19 protein-coding genes are annotated in these 17,753 nt (G+C 56.0%); 18 read left to right on the top strand and 1 reads right to left on the bottom strand.

Annotated elements, in window-relative coordinates; translation table 11 throughout:
• Nucleotides 1–8: 8 nt before the first annotated feature.
• Genes ACPT9Q_RS01420 through ACPT9Q_RS01410 form a run of 3 tightly spaced genes read left to right on the top strand, consistent with a single transcriptional unit; the run spans nt 9 to nt 2,356 of the window.
• Nucleotides 9–695 (top strand): rhomboid family intramembrane serine protease, encoded by a 687-nt coding sequence (locus ACPT9Q_RS01420; protein WP_017872270.1) that lies wholly within the window; start codon nt 9–11, stop codon nt 693–695.
• A 16-nt stretch (nt 696–711) separates the two neighbouring features.
• Nucleotides 712–1,146 carry a CBS domain-containing protein gene (locus ACPT9Q_RS01415; RefSeq protein ID WP_017872269.1) on the top strand — a complete coding sequence of 145 codons (435 nt, stop codon included), beginning with the start codon at nt 712–714 and terminating at the stop codon, nt 1,144–1,146.
• Nucleotides 1,147–1,162: 16 nt separating this feature from the next.
• Nucleotides 1,163–2,356, top strand: coding sequence for a phosphoglycerate kinase (locus ACPT9Q_RS01410; RefSeq protein WP_427366041.1), 1,194 nt, complete (start codon nt 1,163–1,165; stop codon nt 2,354–2,356).
• On the opposite strand, the gene ACPT9Q_RS01405 is transcribed toward ACPT9Q_RS01410, so the two are convergent.
• Nucleotides 2,324–2,785, bottom strand: coding sequence for a Mut7-C RNAse domain-containing protein (locus ACPT9Q_RS01405; RefSeq protein ID WP_427366040.1), 462 nt, complete (start codon nt 2,783–2,785; stop codon nt 2,324–2,326). The genes ACPT9Q_RS01410 and ACPT9Q_RS01405 overlap by 33 nt on opposite strands.
• Nucleotides 2,786–2,863: 78 nt before the next feature.
• On the opposite strand from ACPT9Q_RS01405, the gene ACPT9Q_RS01400 reads away from it, so the two are divergent.
• From ACPT9Q_RS01400 to groL, 15 genes are all read left to right on the top strand, one after another.
• The gene (locus ACPT9Q_RS01400; protein WP_017872266.1) at nt 2,864–4,423 is read left to right on the top strand and encodes an FGGY-family carbohydrate kinase; all 1,560 of its coding nucleotides are present in this window, start codon (nt 2,864–2,866) and stop codon (nt 4,421–4,423) included.
• An 85-nt stretch (nt 4,424–4,508) separates the two neighbouring features.
• Complete coding sequence (gene rplM, locus ACPT9Q_RS01395) at nt 4,509–4,952, top strand: 50S ribosomal protein L13 (RefSeq protein ID WP_017872265.1); 444 nt, start codon at nt 4,509–4,511, stop codon at nt 4,950–4,952.
• Complete coding sequence (rpsI, locus tag ACPT9Q_RS01390; RefSeq protein ID WP_017872264.1) at nt 4,952–5,350, top strand: 30S ribosomal protein S9; 399 nt, start codon at nt 4,952–4,954, stop codon at nt 5,348–5,350. Before rplM ends, rpsI begins: the two co-directional genes overlap by 1 nt.
• A 54-nt stretch (nt 5,351–5,404) precedes the next feature.
• On the top strand, nt 5,405–6,493 hold the full coding sequence (locus tag ACPT9Q_RS01385; protein ID WP_017872263.1) for an alanine racemase: 1,089 nt from the start codon (nt 5,405–5,407) through the stop codon (nt 6,491–6,493).
• Nucleotides 6,490–7,419 carry an ornithine carbamoyltransferase gene (argF, locus tag ACPT9Q_RS01380; protein WP_017872262.1) on the top strand — a complete coding sequence of 310 codons (930 nt, stop codon included), beginning with the start codon at nt 6,490–6,492 and terminating at the stop codon, nt 7,417–7,419. The genes ACPT9Q_RS01385 and argF overlap by 4 nt, the downstream gene beginning before the upstream one ends.
• Before the next feature lie 21 nt (nt 7,420–7,440).
• A complete protein-coding gene (gene cdaA / locus ACPT9Q_RS01375) occupies nt 7,441–8,190 on the top strand; it encodes a diadenylate cyclase CdaA (RefSeq protein ID WP_017872261.1) in 750 nt (249 codons plus the stop codon).
• Between the two features lie 168 nt (nt 8,191–8,358).
• Nucleotides 8,359–10,446, top strand: coding sequence for an elongation factor G (gene fusA, locus ACPT9Q_RS01370; protein WP_017872259.1), 2,088 nt, complete (start codon nt 8,359–8,361; stop codon nt 10,444–10,446).
• The gene (gene acpS / locus ACPT9Q_RS01365; protein ID WP_017872258.1) at nt 10,443–10,835 is read left to right on the top strand and encodes a holo-ACP synthase; all 393 of its coding nucleotides are present in this window, start codon (nt 10,443–10,445) and stop codon (nt 10,833–10,835) included. The genes fusA and acpS overlap by 4 nt, the downstream gene beginning before the upstream one ends.
• Nucleotides 10,828–12,441, top strand: a complete 1,614-nt coding sequence (locus ACPT9Q_RS01360; RefSeq protein ID WP_017872257.1) for a bifunctional ADP-dependent NAD(P)H-hydrate dehydratase/NAD(P)H-hydrate epimerase — start codon at nt 10,828–10,830, stop codon at nt 12,439–12,441. Before acpS ends, ACPT9Q_RS01360 begins: the two co-directional genes overlap by 8 nt.
• Nucleotides 12,383–13,507, top strand: coding sequence for an alanine racemase (alr, locus tag ACPT9Q_RS01355; protein ID WP_017872256.1), 1,125 nt, complete (start codon nt 12,383–12,385; stop codon nt 13,505–13,507). The genes ACPT9Q_RS01360 and alr overlap by 59 nt, the downstream gene beginning before the upstream one ends.
• Nucleotides 13,504–13,962: a tRNA (adenosine(37)-N6)-threonylcarbamoyltransferase complex ATPase subunit type 1 TsaE gene (tsaE, locus tag ACPT9Q_RS01350; RefSeq protein ID WP_427366038.1), complete on the top strand. Its 459-nt coding sequence runs from the start codon at nt 13,504–13,506 to the stop codon at nt 13,960–13,962. Before alr ends, tsaE begins: the two co-directional genes overlap by 4 nt.
• Nucleotides 13,901–14,623, top strand: a complete 723-nt coding sequence (gene tsaB / locus ACPT9Q_RS01345; RefSeq protein WP_427366698.1) for a tRNA (adenosine(37)-N6)-threonylcarbamoyltransferase complex dimerization subunit type 1 TsaB — start codon at nt 13,901–13,903, stop codon at nt 14,621–14,623. The genes tsaE and tsaB overlap by 62 nt, the downstream gene beginning before the upstream one ends.
• Nucleotides 14,586–15,107 carry a ribosomal protein S18-alanine N-acetyltransferase gene (gene rimI / locus ACPT9Q_RS01340; RefSeq protein WP_017872253.1) on the top strand — a complete coding sequence of 174 codons (522 nt, stop codon included), beginning with the start codon at nt 14,586–14,588 and terminating at the stop codon, nt 15,105–15,107. The genes tsaB and rimI overlap by 38 nt, the downstream gene beginning before the upstream one ends.
• Nucleotides 15,076–16,104: a tRNA (adenosine(37)-N6)-threonylcarbamoyltransferase complex transferase subunit TsaD gene (gene tsaD / locus ACPT9Q_RS01335; RefSeq protein WP_017872252.1), complete on the top strand. Its 1,029-nt coding sequence runs from the start codon at nt 15,076–15,078 to the stop codon at nt 16,102–16,104. Before rimI ends, tsaD begins: the two co-directional genes overlap by 32 nt.
• Nucleotides 16,105–16,166: 62 nt before the next feature.
• Nucleotides 16,167–17,753 carry a chaperonin GroEL gene (gene groL / locus ACPT9Q_RS01330; RefSeq protein ID WP_427366696.1) on the top strand — a complete coding sequence of 529 codons (1,587 nt, stop codon included), beginning with the start codon at nt 16,167–16,169 and terminating at the stop codon, nt 17,751–17,753.

The raw sequence follows: 17,753 nt of genomic DNA, 5'->3' as shown, positions 1-17,753 counted from the left end.
TTTAAGCCATGATTCCGATTCGCGATGAGCTGCCGACCCGCCGCTTCCCGGTGGTGACGGTGGCACTTATTCTGGTGAATACGGCGGTGTTCCTCTACGAGGTGAGCCTTGGGCCTGCCCGGGAGCTGTTCTTCTTCCAGGCAGGCCTGGTACCTGCGTTCCTCTGGGGAAAGACCCAGCTCCTCCACGGGTTTTCCGTTCCTCCCCTCCTCACTCTTCTGACCTCTATCTTCCTCCACGGGAGTTTCTTCCACCTTCTCTCCAACATGTGGTATCTCTGGATTTTTGGCAACAACGTGGAGGACTTCCTCGGCCGGTGGCAATTCCTCCTCTTCTACCTTGGATGTGGCTTTGCAGCTGGTCTTTCGCATGCTCTTGCCTTCCCCTCTTCTCTTCTGCCCACGGTCGGAGCAAGTGGGGCCATCGCCGGTGTGATGGGTGGGTACTTTCTGCTTTTCCCACGAGCCCGGATTCTCACCGTGGTGTTCTGGGGTTTCTTCGTTCAGTTCCTCTATGTCCCTGCGGTGGTTTTCCTGGGATTCTGGATTCTCCTTCAGATGTTCTATGCTATAGTTTCTCTGGGGTTTCCCGGCTACGGGGGCATTGCCTGGTTTGCTCACGTCAGCGGGTTTGTAGTTGGAGCATTGTGGTGTAAAATTATAGCCTCAAGGACGTATCGGAGAATATACTGGTAGCTGAGGGGGAATGGCAGTGCTGGTAGAAGAAATCATGCTCTCTGAAGTTCCCACGGTTAGCGATTTCGACACTGTGGGTGACGTCATACAATTCATGATTCGACGAAAAGTCAGTGGTGTCCCTGTGGTGGACCTTGAACAGAGGCTCATTGGGTACTTTTCGGCTCAGATGTTCTTTCAGCAGCTCCTTGAGGAAGCCCAGAAGGAAGCTCCTCTTTTTGGGAACCTTATGAGCGCTATACGAGAAAAGCTCCGGGAGTTTGCCAAACGAGAAGTGTCCGAATTCATGACCGAGGACGTGGAGTACCTTGCTGCAGAGGATGATGTTGAGGACGCTCTGGAACTTCTGCAGACAACAGGCCTTGACCTTATCCCTGTGGTGAAGGAGGGACGGGTGGTAGGTGTAGTGAATCGAGTCCGAGTGCTTCAGGCATTCCTTGAAACCAAGTGAATGGAGGTGACAAAGGGTGAATAAAAAGACCATACGGGATATTCCGGAAGGAGAGCTGCGAGGAAAGAGGGTTCTGGTGCGGGTGGATTTCAATGTACCCCTTGATGAAAACCGCAACATTACCGATGACACGAGAATTGTGGAGAGCCTACCCACCATTAAGTACCTCATCGAGCGTGGAGCAAGGGTCATTCTCGTTTCCCACCTTGGCCGGCCAAAGGGAAAACCCAAGGATGAGCTCCGGATGGACCCCATTGCTCGGCGTCTTGAGGAGCTTCTGGGTCAAAAGGTTGTCAAGGTTAATGACTGCATTGGGGAAGAGGTAAAGCAGGCGGTGGCTCAACTCAAGGATGGAGATGTGCTGCTTCTTGAGAACATTCGATTCTATCCCGAGGAGGAAGCCAATGACGAGAACTTCGCCCGGGCCCTGGCAGAACTCGCCGATATTTACGTGAATGACGCTTTTGGGGCAGCCCACCGGGCCCATGCCTCAACAGCTGGAGTGGCGCGTTTCCTCCCAGCTTACGCTGGATTCCTTATGGAGAAAGAGCTTGAGGCCCTGGGAGAGAAGCTCAATAATCCCGTTCGTCCCTTCCTTGCCATCCTCGGAGGGGCAAAGGTCTCAAGCAAAATCGGGGTCCTGCGGAAGCTCCTTGAAAAGGTGGATGTCCTCCTCGTGGGAGGGGGTATGTCTTACACTTTCATCAAGGCTATGGGGTATGAGGTTGGGAAATCCCTTCTTGAAGAGGCGATGATTGAAGAAGCCCGGGGGATTCTTGAGGCTGCAAAGGCCCGGGGTGTGCGCTTTGAGCTTCCTGAGGATTTTGTAGTTGCTCCGGAGGGTAAAGAAGGAGTGGAGACAAAGGTTGTCGACTGGGACAAAATCCCTCCGGACATGGGTGGGTACGACATTGGTCCAAAAACCGTGGAGAAGTTTGGGCGGTACATCCAAGAGGCGAGGACCATCTTTTGGAATGGCCCCCTGGGTCTTTTTGAGGTTGACCTCTTTGCCCGGGGGACCATAGAAATTGCTAAGAAAGTCGCAAAAAGCGGAGCCGTTGTGGTTGTTGGCGGTGGTGATACTGTAGCGGCCATAAAGAAGGCCGGTGTGGAAGACAAAATCACTCACATTTCCACCGGTGGAGGAGCTTCTCTGGAGTTTGTTGAGGGTCGTCCTCTACCTGGAGTTGAGGTTCTCCTGGACAAATGAGGTAGACTCTCCCAGGAACTCCTGGCAGAGCCTGCGTATTCTCTGCCAGTGAGTTCCTGGCCAGAAGGTTCTCTGACAGGAAGGACAGCGTCTGAAAGTTGTGAAGCTCAGGGCAACAAAGAGGGGAAGGCTCTTTCTGGCTTCCTCGGGAGGGATTTCCTTAAGGGTTTCGTTGCAGAAGGGACAGCGAGGGGGGAGGGAGAAGGATAACCCGAAGGCTTGCTTGAGCTCGAGGAGCTGTTCAGGCAGGGTGTCCGCTTTCACGTAGTATGCCGACTCTTTCCCAGAAACGGCAAGGGCTCTGTCTTTCGTGAGGAGGATTCTTCCTTCCAGGCGGGCAATGGCAAGGAGCTTTCTGTCCTCCATGTTACGGAAGTAGGCGACGTCGTAGCCCAGGATTCGTAACCACCGTGTGAGTTTCCCCAGCATGCAGTCTGCAAGAAAGCGTACCGTTCCCACAAGCCCATTGTACCATAGGGAGTGGGAAGAATAAGGAGGTTTTGTCAGGTGGCCAATGCTAAACCCCCGTATTTTCTTGGTATCGATGTGGGGACTGAGGGACTCCGAAGCGGTATTTTCGACGCACGGGGAAATGTAGTGGCGCTCTCATTCTACTCCTACCCCAGTTACCACCCTCGTCCAGGGTGGGCCGAGCAGGATCCCATGGACTGGTGGAAGGGGATTCAGGATACAGTGCGGCGCTGCCTCTTTGAAGGCGAGGTGCGCCCTGAGGACGTTGCTGCGCTGAGTGTCAGCGCAAGTTCTTGCACGGTGCTGCCGGTGGACCGGTTCGGAAACCCCAAATACCGGGCTATCATGTGGATGGATGTGCGAGCCTTTGACCAGGCCGAGCGTGTCAACGCTACGAAAAACCCGCTTCTCCGGTACGCTGGTGGTCATGAGTCGCCAGAATGGATGATTCCCAAGGCTCTGTGGCTTAAAGAGAACCTCCCGGATATTTTCGTTAACGCCGACTACATCGTGGAAGCCCAGAACTGGATTATGTTCAAGCTTACTGACCGCTGGGTTACCTCCCTCAACAACGCCATCTGCAAGTGGAACTACTGTCCCACAGAGGGAGGATGGCCGGTGGCTCTTTTGCGGGATCTCCATTTCGAAGAGCTCCTGCAGAAATGGCCGAAGGAACTCATCCCGGTCGGTGAAAAGGTGGGCGAGCTGACCAAGCGGGCCGCTTACGAACTGGGTCTTGTTCCAGGGACTCCGGTCATCCAGGGTGGCATCGATGCCTATGCGGCGATGGTGGGACTTGATGTGGTGCACCCCCAGCGTCTGGCCATGGTTGTTGGCCCCTCGACGTGTCACCTGGCCGTCTCGGAACGGCCCATTTTCAGTCCGGGTATCTGGGGTCCCTACTACGGGGCGGTACTCCCGAACCTCTGGGTTCTTGAGGGAGGGCAGAGCTCTACGGGTTCGGTGATCAAGTGGTTTACGGACAACTTTGCTCAGGAGGAGTGTGCCCGGGCCTGTGAGCTGGGCGAAGACCTTTTTGCCCTTCTTGACAGGATGGTTGCTCAGATTCCTCCTGGTTCCGATGGTCTGGTGCTCCTTGACTACTTCCAGGGGAACCGCAGTCCTTATCAGGACCCCCTTGCCCGGGGAGCCCTCTGGGGATTGTCTTTGAGTCACACCAAAGCCCATGTGCTCCGGGCAATCTACGAGGGAACTGCTTACGGGACGTATCACATCCTCAAGACTCTTGCTCAGTCAGGATTCGAGGTTGAGGAAATGTACGCAAGCGGAGCAGGAGCGCGAAGCAGGCTCTGGTTGCAAATTCACGCCGATGTCACCAATATCCCCATCTACCTCACAACGGTGGAGGAGGCGAGTACTCTTGGAACCGCCATTTATGCTGCTGTGGGGGTCGGGTTCTATGATAGCATCCCCGAGGCTACCCTGAAAATGGTGCAGATTTCCGGACAGATTTACCCCAACCGGGAAAACCACGAAATGTACCTCTTCTACTACGACCGCTATGTCCGGAGCTATTTCCAGCTCAGGGACCTGATGCATGAGGTTGCCGCCCGAACAGGAGGATTCCCGGGGTGAAAGGAAAATTTCACCCTTTTCTTGACAACTCCTTCGTACTTCTCTAAAATTCAGTTTGTCTTGACTACGCTGGGGGAGAAGAACAATGCAGGAGAGAACGTACGTTCCGTCACTCAAAAGTATTGAGAAGAAATGGTACGTTGTGGATGCAGAAGGCCAGACCCTTGGTCGTCTGGCTTCTCGTATCGCCACTATCTTGATGGGAAAACACAAAAATATTTATGTTCCCTTTTTCGACGTTGGAGACTATGTGATTGTTGTCAACGCCGAGAAGGTCCGGGTAACGGGGAAGAAGCTCGACCAGAAGCTATACCGGCGGCACAGTGGGTACCCGGGGGGGCTGAAGGAGGAGACACTGAGGTCACTGCTTTCACGGAGACCCGAGGAGGTCATCCGGAGAGCGGTGTGGGGAATGATTCCCCATCATCGTCTGGGTCGCAGAATCATCCGTAAACTCAAAGTCTACCGTGGTCCTTCTCACCCCCACAGTGCGCAGAATCCGATTCCGTTGCCTATAGGGAGTGAATGATGGTGAGTGTGGCCGTAAAGTACTACGCAACGGGGAGAAGGAAGACTTCGGTGGCCAAAGTCTGGCTGACCCTGGGGGAGGGAAAAATCACCGTAAACGGGCGAAGCCTTGAGGAATACTTCCCCCGGTTGACTTGGCAGGTTCTTGTGCGGAAGCCCCTTGTGTTGACGGGGACAGAGGCCCGCTTCAACGTCGAAGCCCGGGTTTCGGGGGGAGGTTTGAGTGGTCAGGCTGGAGCTCTGGCGCATGGCATTGCTCGGGCTCTGCTCCTTGTGGACGAGAACCTGCGGAGTGTCCTCAAGAAGGCGGGGCTTCTGACCAGAGACCCCAGGATGAAAGAGCGCAAGAAGTACGGTCAGCGGGCAGCTCGTGCTCGCTTCCAGTTCTCCAAACGGTGATGCGATGGGGGTACCTGAAGTACCCCCGGTTCGTTTTTTTGAGGTGGCCACGTTTTGTACCCTCGTCTGGAAATCGACCTTGATGTTCTGAGAGAGAATGCCCGTATTCTTCGAGAAAGGTGTTCCCTCTGGAACGTCCATCCTGTCATCGTGACCAAGGGGTTTCTGGCTGATCCCGTTCTTGCCCGGATGCTGTGGGACCTTGGCTTTTCGAGTTTTGCCGACTCTAACCTCCCAAACCTCCTGCGTCTTCGCCGTCTTTTCGGATCTCAGGCGGAACTCTTCCTCATCCGCCTTCCCATGTCCTGGGAACTCGAAATCCTCAGCGAGCACAGCATTTCCCCCTTTGTCTCTCACGTTGAAGTTCTGGAGAACCTCGAGGCTGTAGCCCGAAGAACAGGAAAGCCTTCTTCAGTGGTCTTCGCGGTGGAGGGAGGGGATGGACGAGAAGGGTTCCTTTTTGAGGAACTCCCCCAAGCCCTCGAGGTGCTGCAGCATCTTTTCTGGGTTTCCCTGCGGGGAATTGCCACGACCCTTGCCTGTTTGAGCGGCGTCCTCCCCGACCGGGAGGTGGTCGAAAGGCTCCTGGAGGTGAAGAGGTTTTTTGCGGAGGAACTCCAGAAGGAGGTTGTTCTCTCCGTGGGGGGGACAACCTTTCTCTCCCTCTGGGAAGAGGGGCGACCTCCTGAGGGAGTGGATGAGGTGCGTTTTGGAGAAGCCCTGCTTTTTGGCAGTGACATCAGCAGGAAAAGGGACATTCCCTGGCTGAGGCAGGGTGCTTTTGTGATCTCGGCTGAGGTTGTGGAAGTCCGTGCCAAAGAACCCCTTCAGGGGAAGGCTCTGGGGTATGATGCTTTCGGCAGGCAGTGTGTTCTGCAGTCTTCTGGCCCCCGCAGGAGGATTCTCGTTGCGCTGGGAAAGCAGGACATCGATGAGGATCAGTTATATTTCGACGACGAACATGTTACAATAGTGGGGGCTACAAGCAATTACCTTGTGCTTGACGTTGAAGAGAGTCAACGACCGTACCGGGTTGGCGATGTGGTATCCTTTCGTGCCGGGTATGGGGCCGTTTTGCGGGCTTTTCTCTCTCCGTACGTGGAAAAGGTTTACCGGGAGAAGATGGGAGAGGGGAGAACATGACGCAGGCGTTCCGGGGACGTCATTTTCTAGATCTTGCGGATTTCTCACGGGAGGAGATTCTCTATTTCCTTGAGGTTGCTTTAGATCTGAAGAAGCGGTGGGTGCTGGGCGAGCGGCTTGGTATCCTTGGAGGGAAAATCGTTGCCCTGCTTTTTGAAAAGCCCTCCCTCCGTACCCGGGTATCCTTCGAGGTGGCGGTGCGGCAGCTCGGTGGAGAATGCTTTTACCTCGGTCCCCAGGAAGTGGGTCTTGGTAAGCGAGAAGCTGTGAAGGATGTTGCGCTGGTTCTTGGGAGGATGGTGGACGGCATTGTGATCCGCACCTTTGCTCACGAGACAGTCCTCGAAATGGCCCGATATGCTGGAGTTCCGGTGATCAATGGTCTCTCTGACCTCCACCATCCCTGCCAGGTGCTGGGGGACCTGCTCACAGTGCAGGAGAAAAAGGGAACGCTCAACGTCAAGATTGTTTTTGTGGGCGACGGGAATAACGTCTGCCACTCGTGGATTGTTGCTGCTGCGCGTCTTGGCCTTTCCCTGACCGTGTGCACTCCTGAGCGGTACCGACCTTCCTGGGAAATCTGGAACTGGGCTCAGAGAGAGGCGCAGAAGAGCAGAGCAGAGATTGTCTACGAGGTTGACCCGAGAAAGGCCGTTCTGGGGGCAGATGTGGTGTACACCGACGTGTGGGCCAGCATGGGGAAAGAACAGGAGCTTGAAGAACGGCTGTCTTTCTTCTGGCCCTACCAGGTGAACAATGAATTACTCGCCCTTGCTTCTCCTGAGGTCATCGTCATGCACTGCATGCCTGCGCACCGGGGACAGGAGATTACCGATGAAGTCATTGATGGAGCACATTCTGTGGTGATTGACGAGGCGGAGAACAGGCTCCATGCCCAGAAGGCCATTTTGAGCCTCCTGCTTTGAGGCCCGGAGGGAAACAGTCTCTTGCTCCCAGGCTTTCTGAAGTACGTGGTGGAAATAGGAGTACTTTACTATTTTTCGTATCAGCTCCTCAGGTGGGTGAAGGGAACCCCGCTTTTTCTGCCTGTTCGTTCTCTCATGGTTCTTTTCATTGCCGCGGGGGCCTCAAATTTTCTTACCCTGGGGGAACTCCGCCTTTTCTGGCGCCTGTGTCTTTTTGTCTATGTGGGAACGATGTTGCTCATTCTCCAGCCGGAGTTGCGCAGGAATTACATGAACCGCCTGTACCACCATGTCCTGCTTGAACGGAACACCAACGAGGAGGGTCGTACGAAGTTCATCGAGGACCTTGCCCTGGCGTGCCAGACGCTCTCGCGAAAGAGAATTGGTGCACTGGTTGTCCTTGAAAGGACGAACAGCCTCCGGGACTTCACCCAGACCGGTGTCCTGGTGGATGCTTTTTTTTCGCCGGAGCTTCTCTTCTCCATTTTCCTTCCCGACTCTCCCCTGCACGATGGAGCGGTGATTGTTCGGGAGAACAAGATTATCGCCGCTGGGTGCATCCTTCCTCTGGCTGAACAGGTGGAGGCGAGACGGAAAATCGGTACCCGTCATCGGGCTGGCATTGGGGTGACCGAACAGACCGACGCCTTGGCCATTGTGATTTCTGAGGAGACGGGGAAAATCTCCCTTGCGGTACACGGGAGGATGGCATGGGATATCGAGGCAGGAACGCTCAAGAGGATGCTCAAAATTCTGTATCGAAGGCATTGAGACTTCTCCGGGAACTGCTTGAGAGGCTTTTCTGGCGCGACTGGAAGACCAAACTTTTCGCCCTGCTTTTTGCCTTGAGTCTTTTTTTCTTTTTGCTGAGTGAAGGCATCGTATGATATATTCTCAAAGAAGAGCGTAGGCCATGATGCGAGAAGGGAGGAGTTGCGTTTGAAGGATTTCAAAGGTGGGGACATCCGGAACATTGGATTCTTCTCCCACGCGGGAGCAGGAAAAACCACATTTGCTGAGGCCCTCCTTTTCAATGCAGGGGTGACAACACGACGGGGCAGAGTTGAGGAAGGCAACACAGTCTCTGACTGGCAGCCTGAGGAGATTCGACGTGGACTGTCCATCGACCTTTCGGTCCTGCCTTTTGAGTGGAGGGGTTGCAAGGTCAATCTCATAGATACCCCGGGGTACATGGATTTTCTGGGGAACGTCATCGGGGCGCTTCGGGCAGTGGACAGCGGGGTGATTTTCCTCTGCGCGGTGTCTGGTGTTGAGGTTGGGACCGAGAAGGCATGGGACTACTTGAGGCGGGAAAACCTCCCGGTGTTCTTCTTAGTAAACCGTATGGACCGGGAGGGTGCCAATTTCTACGGTGTTCTGGAGAACATTCGCAAAAAGTTTACCCCCAAGGCAACCCCGGTTTTCCTCCCCATTGGTAAGGAGAGCGCTTTCCGGGGCCTTGTGGACCTTCTGACCATGAAGGCCCTGTATTTCGAGGGTGACGGGAAGACGGTTCGGGAGGGAGAAATACCTGGAGAGCTTGAGGATGAGGCCAGAACATGGCGGGAAGAGCTTCTGGAAAACGTTGCGGAGACCGATGACGAACTCCTCAATCTCTACCTCGACGGCCAGGGGATTCCGCCGGAGAAGCTCCGGGAAGCTCTCAAAAAAGCCGTGCTTGAACGAAAGATTTTCCCAGTTCTCTGTGGTTCTGGCCTGGAGAACAAGGGAGTTGCTGCTTTAGCAGACTTTCTCGTGGAATTTGCTCCAAGCCCTCTTGACCGCCCACCGGTGAAGGGGAAGAACCCCAGAACCCAGGAAGAGGAAGAACGACCCTGTCGTGAGGACGCTCCTTTCTCGGCCTTTGTCTTTAAGGTTCTGAGCGACCCATACGTGGGGAAAATTGCCTTTTTCCGGGTCTATTCGGGGAAGCTCTCAGCGGATGCCCGGCTGTACAACGCCTCCCGGGATGTGGAAGAAAAGGTGGGGCAGCTCCTCCTCGTTCGGGGAAAGGCGCAGGAACCTCTGAAGGAAGTCAGGGCGGGAGATATCGCAGCTGTAGCCAAGGTGACCGAGGTTTTCACCGGTGACACCCTTTCGGATCGGGAACACCCCATTGTTTTCCCACCCCTTGAGTACCCCGAGCCGAACTACATGGCAGCCATACGGCCTGTGGGGAAAGCAGACGAGGAGAAAATCAGTCAGGCTTTGAGTCGCATGCTCGAAGAGGACCCCACGCTCAGGGTGCAGCGAGAACCAGATACCAAGGAAGACATCGTCTACGGGTTCGGGGACATTCACCTTGATGTTCTGGCAGAAAAGATGAAGCGTAAGTTTGGTGTGGAAGTTGCCCTCTCGGTTCCCCGGGTTCCCTACAAGGAGACCATCAAGAAAACGGCCCGTGCCGAGGGGAAATACAAACGCCAGTCGGGAGGCCGGGGACAGTATGGCCATGCCTGGCTTGAACTCGAGCCGCTTCCCCGGGGACAGGGGTTTGAGTTCGTTGACAAAATCGTGGGCGGTGTGATCCCGAAAAACTACATTCCCGCAGTGGAAAAGGGTGTGCAGGAGGCCATGCAGGAAGGGGTCCTTGCAGGATACCCTGTGGTGGACGTGCGGGTAACTGTCTACGATGGGTCGTATCATCCGGTGGACTCCTCAGACATGGCCTTCAAGATCGCCGGTTCCATGGCGTTCCGGAAGGGAGCCCAGGAGGCCAATCCGGTGCTCCTTGAGCCCATCATGAGTGTTGAGGTGACGGTGCCCGAGGAGAACATGGGGGATGTTATCGGGGACCTCAACGCTCGCCGAGGGAAGATTCTGGGCATGGAACCTGAAGATGGCTACCAGAAAATTAAGGCTTTGGTCCCGCTTGCTGAACTTTTCCGGTACTCCGTTGACCTCCGTTCCATCACCCAGGGACGGGGTTCGTTCATCATGAGGTTCTCTCACTACGAGGAGGTTCCGCCCCAGATAGCGGAAGCCATTATTGAGAGGGCGCGGAAAGAGAGAGAAGCTGCTTCGTGAGTGATGGTGGGGCTTTTGTAGGCGTTGACGTGGTGGAAATTGCGCGAGTTGCCCGGGTTCTCTCCCTCTTTGGTGAACGGTTCCTCCGGCGCCTCTTTTCCCCGGAGGAACTCGCCTATTACCAGGGGAAAGGGACGAGAAGGTGGCAAGAAGGGGTTGCAGCGCTTTTTGCCAGCAAGGAAGCGGTGAAGAAGCTCTTCCTGCAGCGGGGGCGTTCTCTGGGCTTTCGGGATATCACGATTCTCCACACGTCCACGGGAGAGCCGCGAGTTTTTGTGGCTCAAGGTGACAAGGTGTTCCGGAGAATCAGTCTTTCCTTCTCGCACTCGCGAGATGTGGTCGTCGCGGTGGCGGTGGGAGTCGTCGGGGGAGGGAAAGGCAGTGATTGAGCTTGTCACGGCGAAGACCATGCAGGAGCGGGAGAAAAGTGCCTGTGAGCGCTTCGGTCTGAGGACCCTTTTACTTATGGAAAATGCCGGAAGGGCGGTAGCGTCTGAAGTACTCTCCGCCCTGCGGGAAAGACCATCGCTGCGGCGGGTAGCCATTGTTTGCGGGACAGGAAATAACGGGGGCGATGGAATGGTGGTGGCCCGCCACCTTTTCGTGGCGCATCCCGAGAGTCCCCCCAGGGTATACCTTGTAGGTTCTCCGGAGAACCTCAGAGGAGACGCCCAGTACAATTACGCTGTCATTACGGAGCTTGGCCTTCCCGTGCAGGTGGTTTCCTCTTCTGGCGATGTTCGGTTTGAAGAGGACACGCTGATTGTCGATGCCCTCTTCGGGACGGGTCTTGCCCGGGAAGTCGAGGGAATACACCGGGAGGTGATTCGGTGTATCAATGCGGCGGTAAGGAAATTCGTCGTGGCTGTTGACGTCCCTTCCGGGGTGGACGCCAGCGACGGGCGGGTTCTCGGCGAGGCGGTGCAGGCGGATCTCACGGTGACCTTTGGTTTTCTCAAGAGGGGTCTTGTCCTGTATCCGGGAAGGGCGTATGCGGGAAGGATCAAGGTGTACCCCATCGGTATACCCCTGTCCTTTGGAGAGGACGAAAAGGCTGATGGATACCTGGTGCTTCCTTCGGATGTCCGTGCCCTTCTCCCCCGGCGGTCGTGGTCAACCCACAAGATTTCTGCCGGTGTGGTGGGGGTTGTCGCCGGGTCTTCGGCCATGCTCGGTGCGGGGATTCTGGTTGCTCAGGGAGCTTATCGGGGCGGTGCGGGCATGGTGGTGTGGCCTTTGCCCGCAGAGCTTTCTCTGGCGGTACGAACCAGCCTCCCCGAGGTTGTGGGGGTGACCCTTGGGTCTTCGGCATTTCCTGACTGGAGCTATGGGGAACACGACGTTGAGGCGATTCTCCGGGGGTTTGAGGCCCGGAAGGTTTCAGGTGTTGTGGTTGGACCGGGTCTTGGAATGAAGGAGGGACTACAGCGCTTTCTGGAGCGGTTCCTTGAGCTCATTCCGGCGAAGGGTGTGCTTGATGCTGATGCGCTGAACATCATCGCCGAACATCGCGAGCGGTGGGAGGGGAAACTTGCCGGATGGGTTGTGACGCCTCATGTGGGTGAAGCAGCTCGTCTTCTGGCCAGGCCTGTGCAGGAGGTCAGCGAGTGGAAGGTGCAGGCTGCCCGGGATATCGCCGCCTTCTTTGGGTGCGTTGTGGTCCTCAAAGGGCCGGGGACTCTCGTGGTGAGCCCCGGGGGAGAGATCTTCGTAAATTCCACGGGGAATGAACTTCTGGCTACAGCAGGGAGCGGAGACGTTCTGGCAGGACTCATCGGGGGGTTGATGGCCCAGGGTCTTGATGCAGTAAGCAGTGCGCTCTGCGGGGTGTTTCTCCACGGGCTTTCAGGAGACATCCTGCGCAGGGAGGGAAGAACCTCCATTGTTGCCCATGAGATTGCCGAACGCCTTGATGCGGCACGAAAGGTGGTAGAAGATGGAACATGGGAACCTTCATTTCTGGATGGAGATTTCTCGGGAGCACCTTGCCCATAACCTCCTGGTGCTCAGGCAGCTCGCCTCTCCCCAGGGAGATATCATGGGGGTGGTGAAATCCCAGGTCTATGGCCATGGGGTGGCTACTGCTGCCTTACTCTCCTCGCTGGGTCTTCGGAAATTCGGCGTGGCTTCTTTAGAGGAAGCCCTCGATCTCAAAAAGTCCGGTGTTGAAGGCGATATTTACATCCTCGGAGGATTTTTCCCTTGGGAGGCTGAGGCCATCGTTGCCGAGGGATTTATCCCCGTTGTCTCGCAGGAAGAGGAGTTCGAGAGCCTGGTCAAGGCTGCAGAACGACAGGGGAGGACTGCTCGCTTTCACTTTAAGGTAGACACCGGAATGGGGAGGATGGGGTGCCTTCCCCGCAACTTTACCCGTTCTTTTTTTGAGAGGTTGTCTCTTTCGCCTGCCGTGGCTTTGTGCGGCGTGATGACGCATTTCTCAAGCGCCGAGAAAGATCCGGAGTACACGGAGTGGCAATTTCAGAAGTTTCTGGCTTTCTTGAAGCGCTGGGGGTTCTGGGGGAAATCCCTGGAGTACCACTGCGCGAACAGCGCAGCCTTTCTCGTGTTCCCCCACATGCGGCTTGCGCTGAACCGGATCGGTATTGCTCTTTTCGGGGTATCCCCAAACGGGGAACCAGAACTCGCAAAGTCGCTTGGTCTGAAGCCCGTCACCAGTGTCCGGGCCCGGGTGAAGCTCGTCAAGGTTCTCCCCCCTGGTTTCCGGGTGGGTTATGGAGGGACATTTGTGACCTCCCGGACGTCGAGGGTGGCGGTTGTCGCCCTGGGGTACGCCCAGGGGCTCTTCCGGGCTCTTTCCAACAATCTTGAGGTTCTGGTTCGCGGGAAGAGAGCCCCGGTCATCGGGACGATTTCCATGGACCAGGTGATGGTCGATGTGACCCACATCGAGGGAGTGGAGAAGGGAGATGTGGTCACCTTTATCGGGAGGGATGGTGAGGAGGAGATACGGGTTGAAGAGGTTGCGCGCCGGGGAAAGACAATCCCCCATGAGGTCCTCTGCAGTTTCGGAAGGATACGTCATCGCGTGTTCGTCGAATGAGGGAAGTGGCGTTCTGGCGGACTGAAAGCCCTGAGGAGACAAAGAGATTGGGGAAGGAGTTCGTCCTTGGGTTTTGCAGGCCTCCCGTCCTTGTTCTCCTTTCTGGGGAACTCGGGTCAGGAAAGACGGTTTTCGTCAAGGGCATGGCCCAGGCTCTGGGAATACCGGAAAGTGAGGTGCGCAGCCCGACATTTTCCCTGGTTCACGAGTATTCCGGAAAGCCTTACCCTCTGTACCACATGGATTTCTACCGCCTGAGCAGGTGGGAAGAGGTCGTGGACCTCGGTTTTCCCGAATACCTGGAGGGAGGGGGCATCGTGGTGGTGGAATGGGGAGAGAAGTTCCTCTCCTTTTTCCCTCCTCCATTTTTCTGGGTGCAGATTGGCATTGTCGATGAGTGCGTACGGCATATCCGGGTTACCCATTCGGGTGGTGGAGATGATTCTCGCCCTTGACAGCAGTACTCCCTGGCTTGGTGTGGCCGCTGTGGAGGGGAAAGAGGTCCTTTTCCAGGTGGTCCACTATACGAGGATGGAGCATTCTCTCCTTCTTCTGGAGTACCTCAAGGTGATACAGGACCGCTTCTCCCTGAGGGAGCGCCTGGAACGTGTTCTCGTTGGTCTTGGTCCTGGGTCGTTCACCGGGGTCAAGGTTGGCAACATGATTGCAAAGGGCCTGGCTTACGCTTTTCGGGTACCTCTTTTGGGGTTCTCGGTCCTTGAGCTTCTGGCAAGCCAGACCCGAAGGCTCCATGTGGCTTCGTCCTTTGAAGTTATCGTTCCGGTGATTTTCCACCGAAAAGGGGAGATTTTCTGGTCTGAATTCCCTCTTTCCTCGACCCGCCTTGCCGCTCCACCCTTGGTGGGTTCTCCGGAGGAATTCGTCGCTCGGTACGCGGGGGAGACAGGTGTTCTGGTCGTGACCCCCTGGGGAGGCCTCTTCGAAGAGTTTGAGAAAGCCGGTCTCTCGTGTCTCCGTCCTGATCTTGCAGTTCCCAATCCCCTTGAGCTTGTGGTGATGTCCTGGGAACGGGAGGAAAGTGGAAGTTTTGAGAATGTTTTTACCATGTTGCCCCTCTATGGGTCTAGGGTTTTCGAACGACAAGGTTCTCGTTGACAACGGCGATTTTCAGATTGTGGAGATGCAGGCGCACCACCTGCCCTATGTGGTGGCGATTGAGCGGCGGTCCTTCTCTCAACCCTGGTCGTACTCGCTCTTCCTCACCGAGCTTTCGAACAAGGTTGCCTCGTATTTCGTAGCACTCTTTGAAGGCAGGGTCATCGGGTACATCGGTCTCTGGATTCTGTGGGAAGAGGGGCACATCACAACCTTTGCTATTCACCCCCGATATCGGGGGAGAGGTTTCGGGAAAAGGCTCTTTCGATACGCTCTTGAGTACGCCCAGGCCTGTGGGTGCCGTTACGTGCTTCTGGAAGTCCGGGTGAGCAATACCAGGGCACAGAACCTCTACCGGAAGTTTGGTTTCCGGGTGGTGGGGGTACGATCACGGTACTATGCCGATGGAGAGGATGCACTCATCATGCGGAAGGATTTCGAGGAGGAAAGGGATGGGCGAGGAGTTTCTGGTTTTGGGGATTGAAACGAGCTGTGATGATAGCTGTGTGGCGGTGGTTGATGGGCATTTCAGAATCCGTTCTAACGTGGTTTCGAGTCAGGTTGAGCTTCACCAGGCGTTTGGAGGTATCGTTCCCGAAGTAGCCTCAAGGCGTCACCTTGAAGTGCTCCCCGCAATCCTCCACGCTGCTCTTAGGGAAGCCGGGGTCACCCTCCGCGATATTGGTCTTGTGGCCGTGACCCAGGGGCCGGGGCTTCTGGGGTCGCTCCTTATGGGGATGTGCCTGGCGAAAACCCTGGCTTTTGCTCTTGAGAAGCCCCTTGTGGCAGTCAATCACCTGGAGGGACACCTTTTCGCCATACGCCTCGATGACCCCTCTGTGGATCCTCCCTTTGTGGCACTCGTTGTTTCTGGAGGGCATACCGAGCTTTTTGCTGTTCGGGACTGGGGGGATTACGTCTTGCTTGGGAGGACAAGGGATGATGCTGCTGGTGAGGCGTATGACAAGGTGGCCAGGCTTCTCGGCCTTGGGTACCCCGGGGGTCCAGTGATTGACCGCCTGAGTAGAGAAGGAGATGGAAAACGCTTTTTCTTCCGGAGCGGGCTTGAGGATGAAGATACCCTGGATTTCAGCTTCAGCGGTCTGAAAACTGCTGTGGCGAGGTTTTTCTCACAACTCTCTCCTGGGGAAAAACGCGACGAGCGTCTCCTTCGGGACCTTGCGGCCTCTTTCCAGGAGAGTGTGGTTCGCAGTCTGGTTAAAAAGGCCTTCCTGGCGGTGGAGCGTACGGCATATCCAGCGCTTGTTGTTGGGGGAGGAGTGGCAGCAAATCGTCGCCTTCGAGAGGTCATGGAAGAGGAGGGAAAGAAACGGGGGATTCGGGTGTTTTTCCCATCCCGGGCGCTGTGTACAGATAACGCGGCAATGATTGCTGCCTGTGGTCTTTTTCATTTCCTCCGAGGAAGGCGAGATTCTCTGGCGATTGACCCCCTTCCCCAGCTCTCCCTGGGGTCCGGTTGAATTCTTGAGATACTCTGCGGTATTATTCTGGCATGCGTTTTGACCGGGACGAAGAGGTGAATATTGTGGCAAAGACTCTTGCTTTCGGTAGCGAGGTCCGTCAGGCCCTCTGGGAAGGGATTGAAGCGCTCTCCGGGGTAGTGCGACTCACCCTGGGACCACGGGGGAGGAACGTGCTCCTTGGGAAGGACTGGGGTCTTCCTCTCGTCACAAACGACGGGGTCACTGTGGCTCGGGATGTTGAACTCCACGATGTCTTTCAAAATGTGGGTGTCCGGATCCTCAAGGAAGTTGCGGTAAGGACGAATGACGTCGTGGGGGATGGGACCACAACGGCTATTGTTCTGGCCCAAAGAATGGTGGAAGAGGGGATGAAGGCCCTCCTTTCCCTTCACAGCCCGGTGTTTCTCAGAAGCGGAATGGAGAAAGCCGTGGACGCGGTGGTGCAGAAACTTCGGGAACGGAGTGTTCCGGTTGTGGAGAAGAAACACGTGGCCCAGGTGGCCTCTGTGGCTTCAAAAGACGAGTTCCTGGGGGAGCTTGTGGCCGAGGCGCTGGAGCGGGTGGGGAGAGACGGTGTGGTAACCATCGAGGATTCTCAAGGTGTTGAGACCACCCTTGAAGTGGTCGAGGGTTTGCAGTTTGACCGGGGTTTTGTTTCCCCATACTTTGTGACGGATCCCGAGAAGGGGGAAGTCCTCCTTGAGCATCCCTTCATCCTTGTCTCCGATTACAGGATTCGCAATGCCGCAACACTTCTCCCGCTCCTTGAACGGGTTTTCCAGACAGGTCGTCCTCTGCTCTGCATTGTGGGGGAGATTGAGGGTGAGGCCCTGGCCCTTCTTGTGGTCAACAAGCTCCGGGGGGTACTGCAGGTTGCGGCGGTCAAGGCGCCTGCTTTTGGAGAACGACAAAAGGAAATCCTGGGGGATATTGCGGTGCTCACCGGGGGACAGGTTATTCTCCAGGACCTGGGGATGAAGCTTGAGAAGGTTCCGCTTGAGCTCCTTGGTCAGGCGGAGAAGGTTCGGGTTACCCGGGATGCCACGGTAATTGTCGGAGGAAAGGGGAGAAAGCGGGATATTGAGGAGCGAGTCCGGCAGATTCGTGCCCAGATTGAGAGAGCCACCTCGGATTACGACCGGGAGAAGCTCGAAGAACGTTTGGGGCGGCTTACCCAGGGGGTTGCTGTCATCCGGGTTGGAGCGCCAACCGAGGTCGAACTCAAGGAAAAACGCCTCCGTGTTGAGGATGCTCTGGCTGCTGCTCGAGCTGCCCTTGAGGAGGGCATTGTTCCCGGGGGTGGTGCGGCCCTGCTCCATCTTGCCCAGGAGCTTGATGTGGAAGCCATTCCCGAGAGGGAACGCCCAGGAGCGGAGATTGTGCGGAAAGCCCTGGAGGAGCCCGCGCGGCAGATTGCCGAAAATGCCGGGTACCAGGGGTCCCTCATAGCGGGGAAGATGAAGGCAGAACCATGGAATGTGGGGTTTGACGTGATCCAGGGTGATTTCGTTGACATGTTCGCAGCAGGCATCGTGGACCCTGCCAAAGTGGTCCGGGTAGCCCTGCAGAACGCACTGAGCGTGGCCTCTCTTGTGTTGACCACTGAGGTTATTATTGCTGAAGAGACGGAGATAGAGAAAAGGTGA

The organism is Candidatus Caldatribacterium saccharofermentans (genome assembly GCF_050267035.1).
GTDB lineage: Bacteria > Atribacterota > Atribacteria > Atribacterales > Caldatribacteriaceae > Caldatribacterium > Caldatribacterium saccharofermentans.
This window is presented reverse-complemented; position numbering and strand designations above follow the sequence as displayed.

Bases quoted from the DNA above. Each gene is read 5' to 3' on its own strand.
- rimI (WP_017872253.1), top strand. From the start codon at position 14,586: ATGGGTCTAGGGTTTTCGAACGACAAGGTTCTCGTTGACAACGGCGAT.
- ACPT9Q_RS01420 (WP_017872270.1), top strand. From the start codon at position 9: ATGATTCCGATTCGCGATGAGCTGCCGACCCGCCGCTTCCCGGTGGTG.
- tsaE (WP_427366038.1), top strand. From the start codon at position 13,504: ATGAGGGAAGTGGCGTTCTGGCGGACTGAAAGCCCTGAGGAGACAAAG.
- argF (WP_017872262.1), top strand. From the start codon at position 6,490: ATGACGCAGGCGTTCCGGGGACGTCATTTTCTAGATCTTGCGGATTTC.
- ACPT9Q_RS01405 (WP_427366040.1), bottom strand. From the start codon at position 2,785: ATGCTGGGGAAACTCACACGGTGGTTACGAATCCTGGGCTACGACGTC.
- tsaD (WP_017872252.1), top strand. From the start codon at position 15,076: ATGGGCGAGGAGTTTCTGGTTTTGGGGATTGAAACGAGCTGTGATGAT.
- rpsI (WP_017872264.1), top strand. From the start codon at position 4,952: ATGGTGAGTGTGGCCGTAAAGTACTACGCAACGGGGAGAAGGAAGACT.
- rplM (WP_017872265.1), top strand. From the start codon at position 4,509: ATGCAGGAGAGAACGTACGTTCCGTCACTCAAAAGTATTGAGAAGAAA.
- tsaB (WP_427366698.1), top strand. From the start codon at position 13,901: ATGAGTGCGTACGGCATATCCGGGTTACCCATTCGGGTGGTGGAGATG.
- alr (WP_017872256.1), top strand. From the start codon at position 12,383: ATGGAACATGGGAACCTTCATTTCTGGATGGAGATTTCTCGGGAGCAC.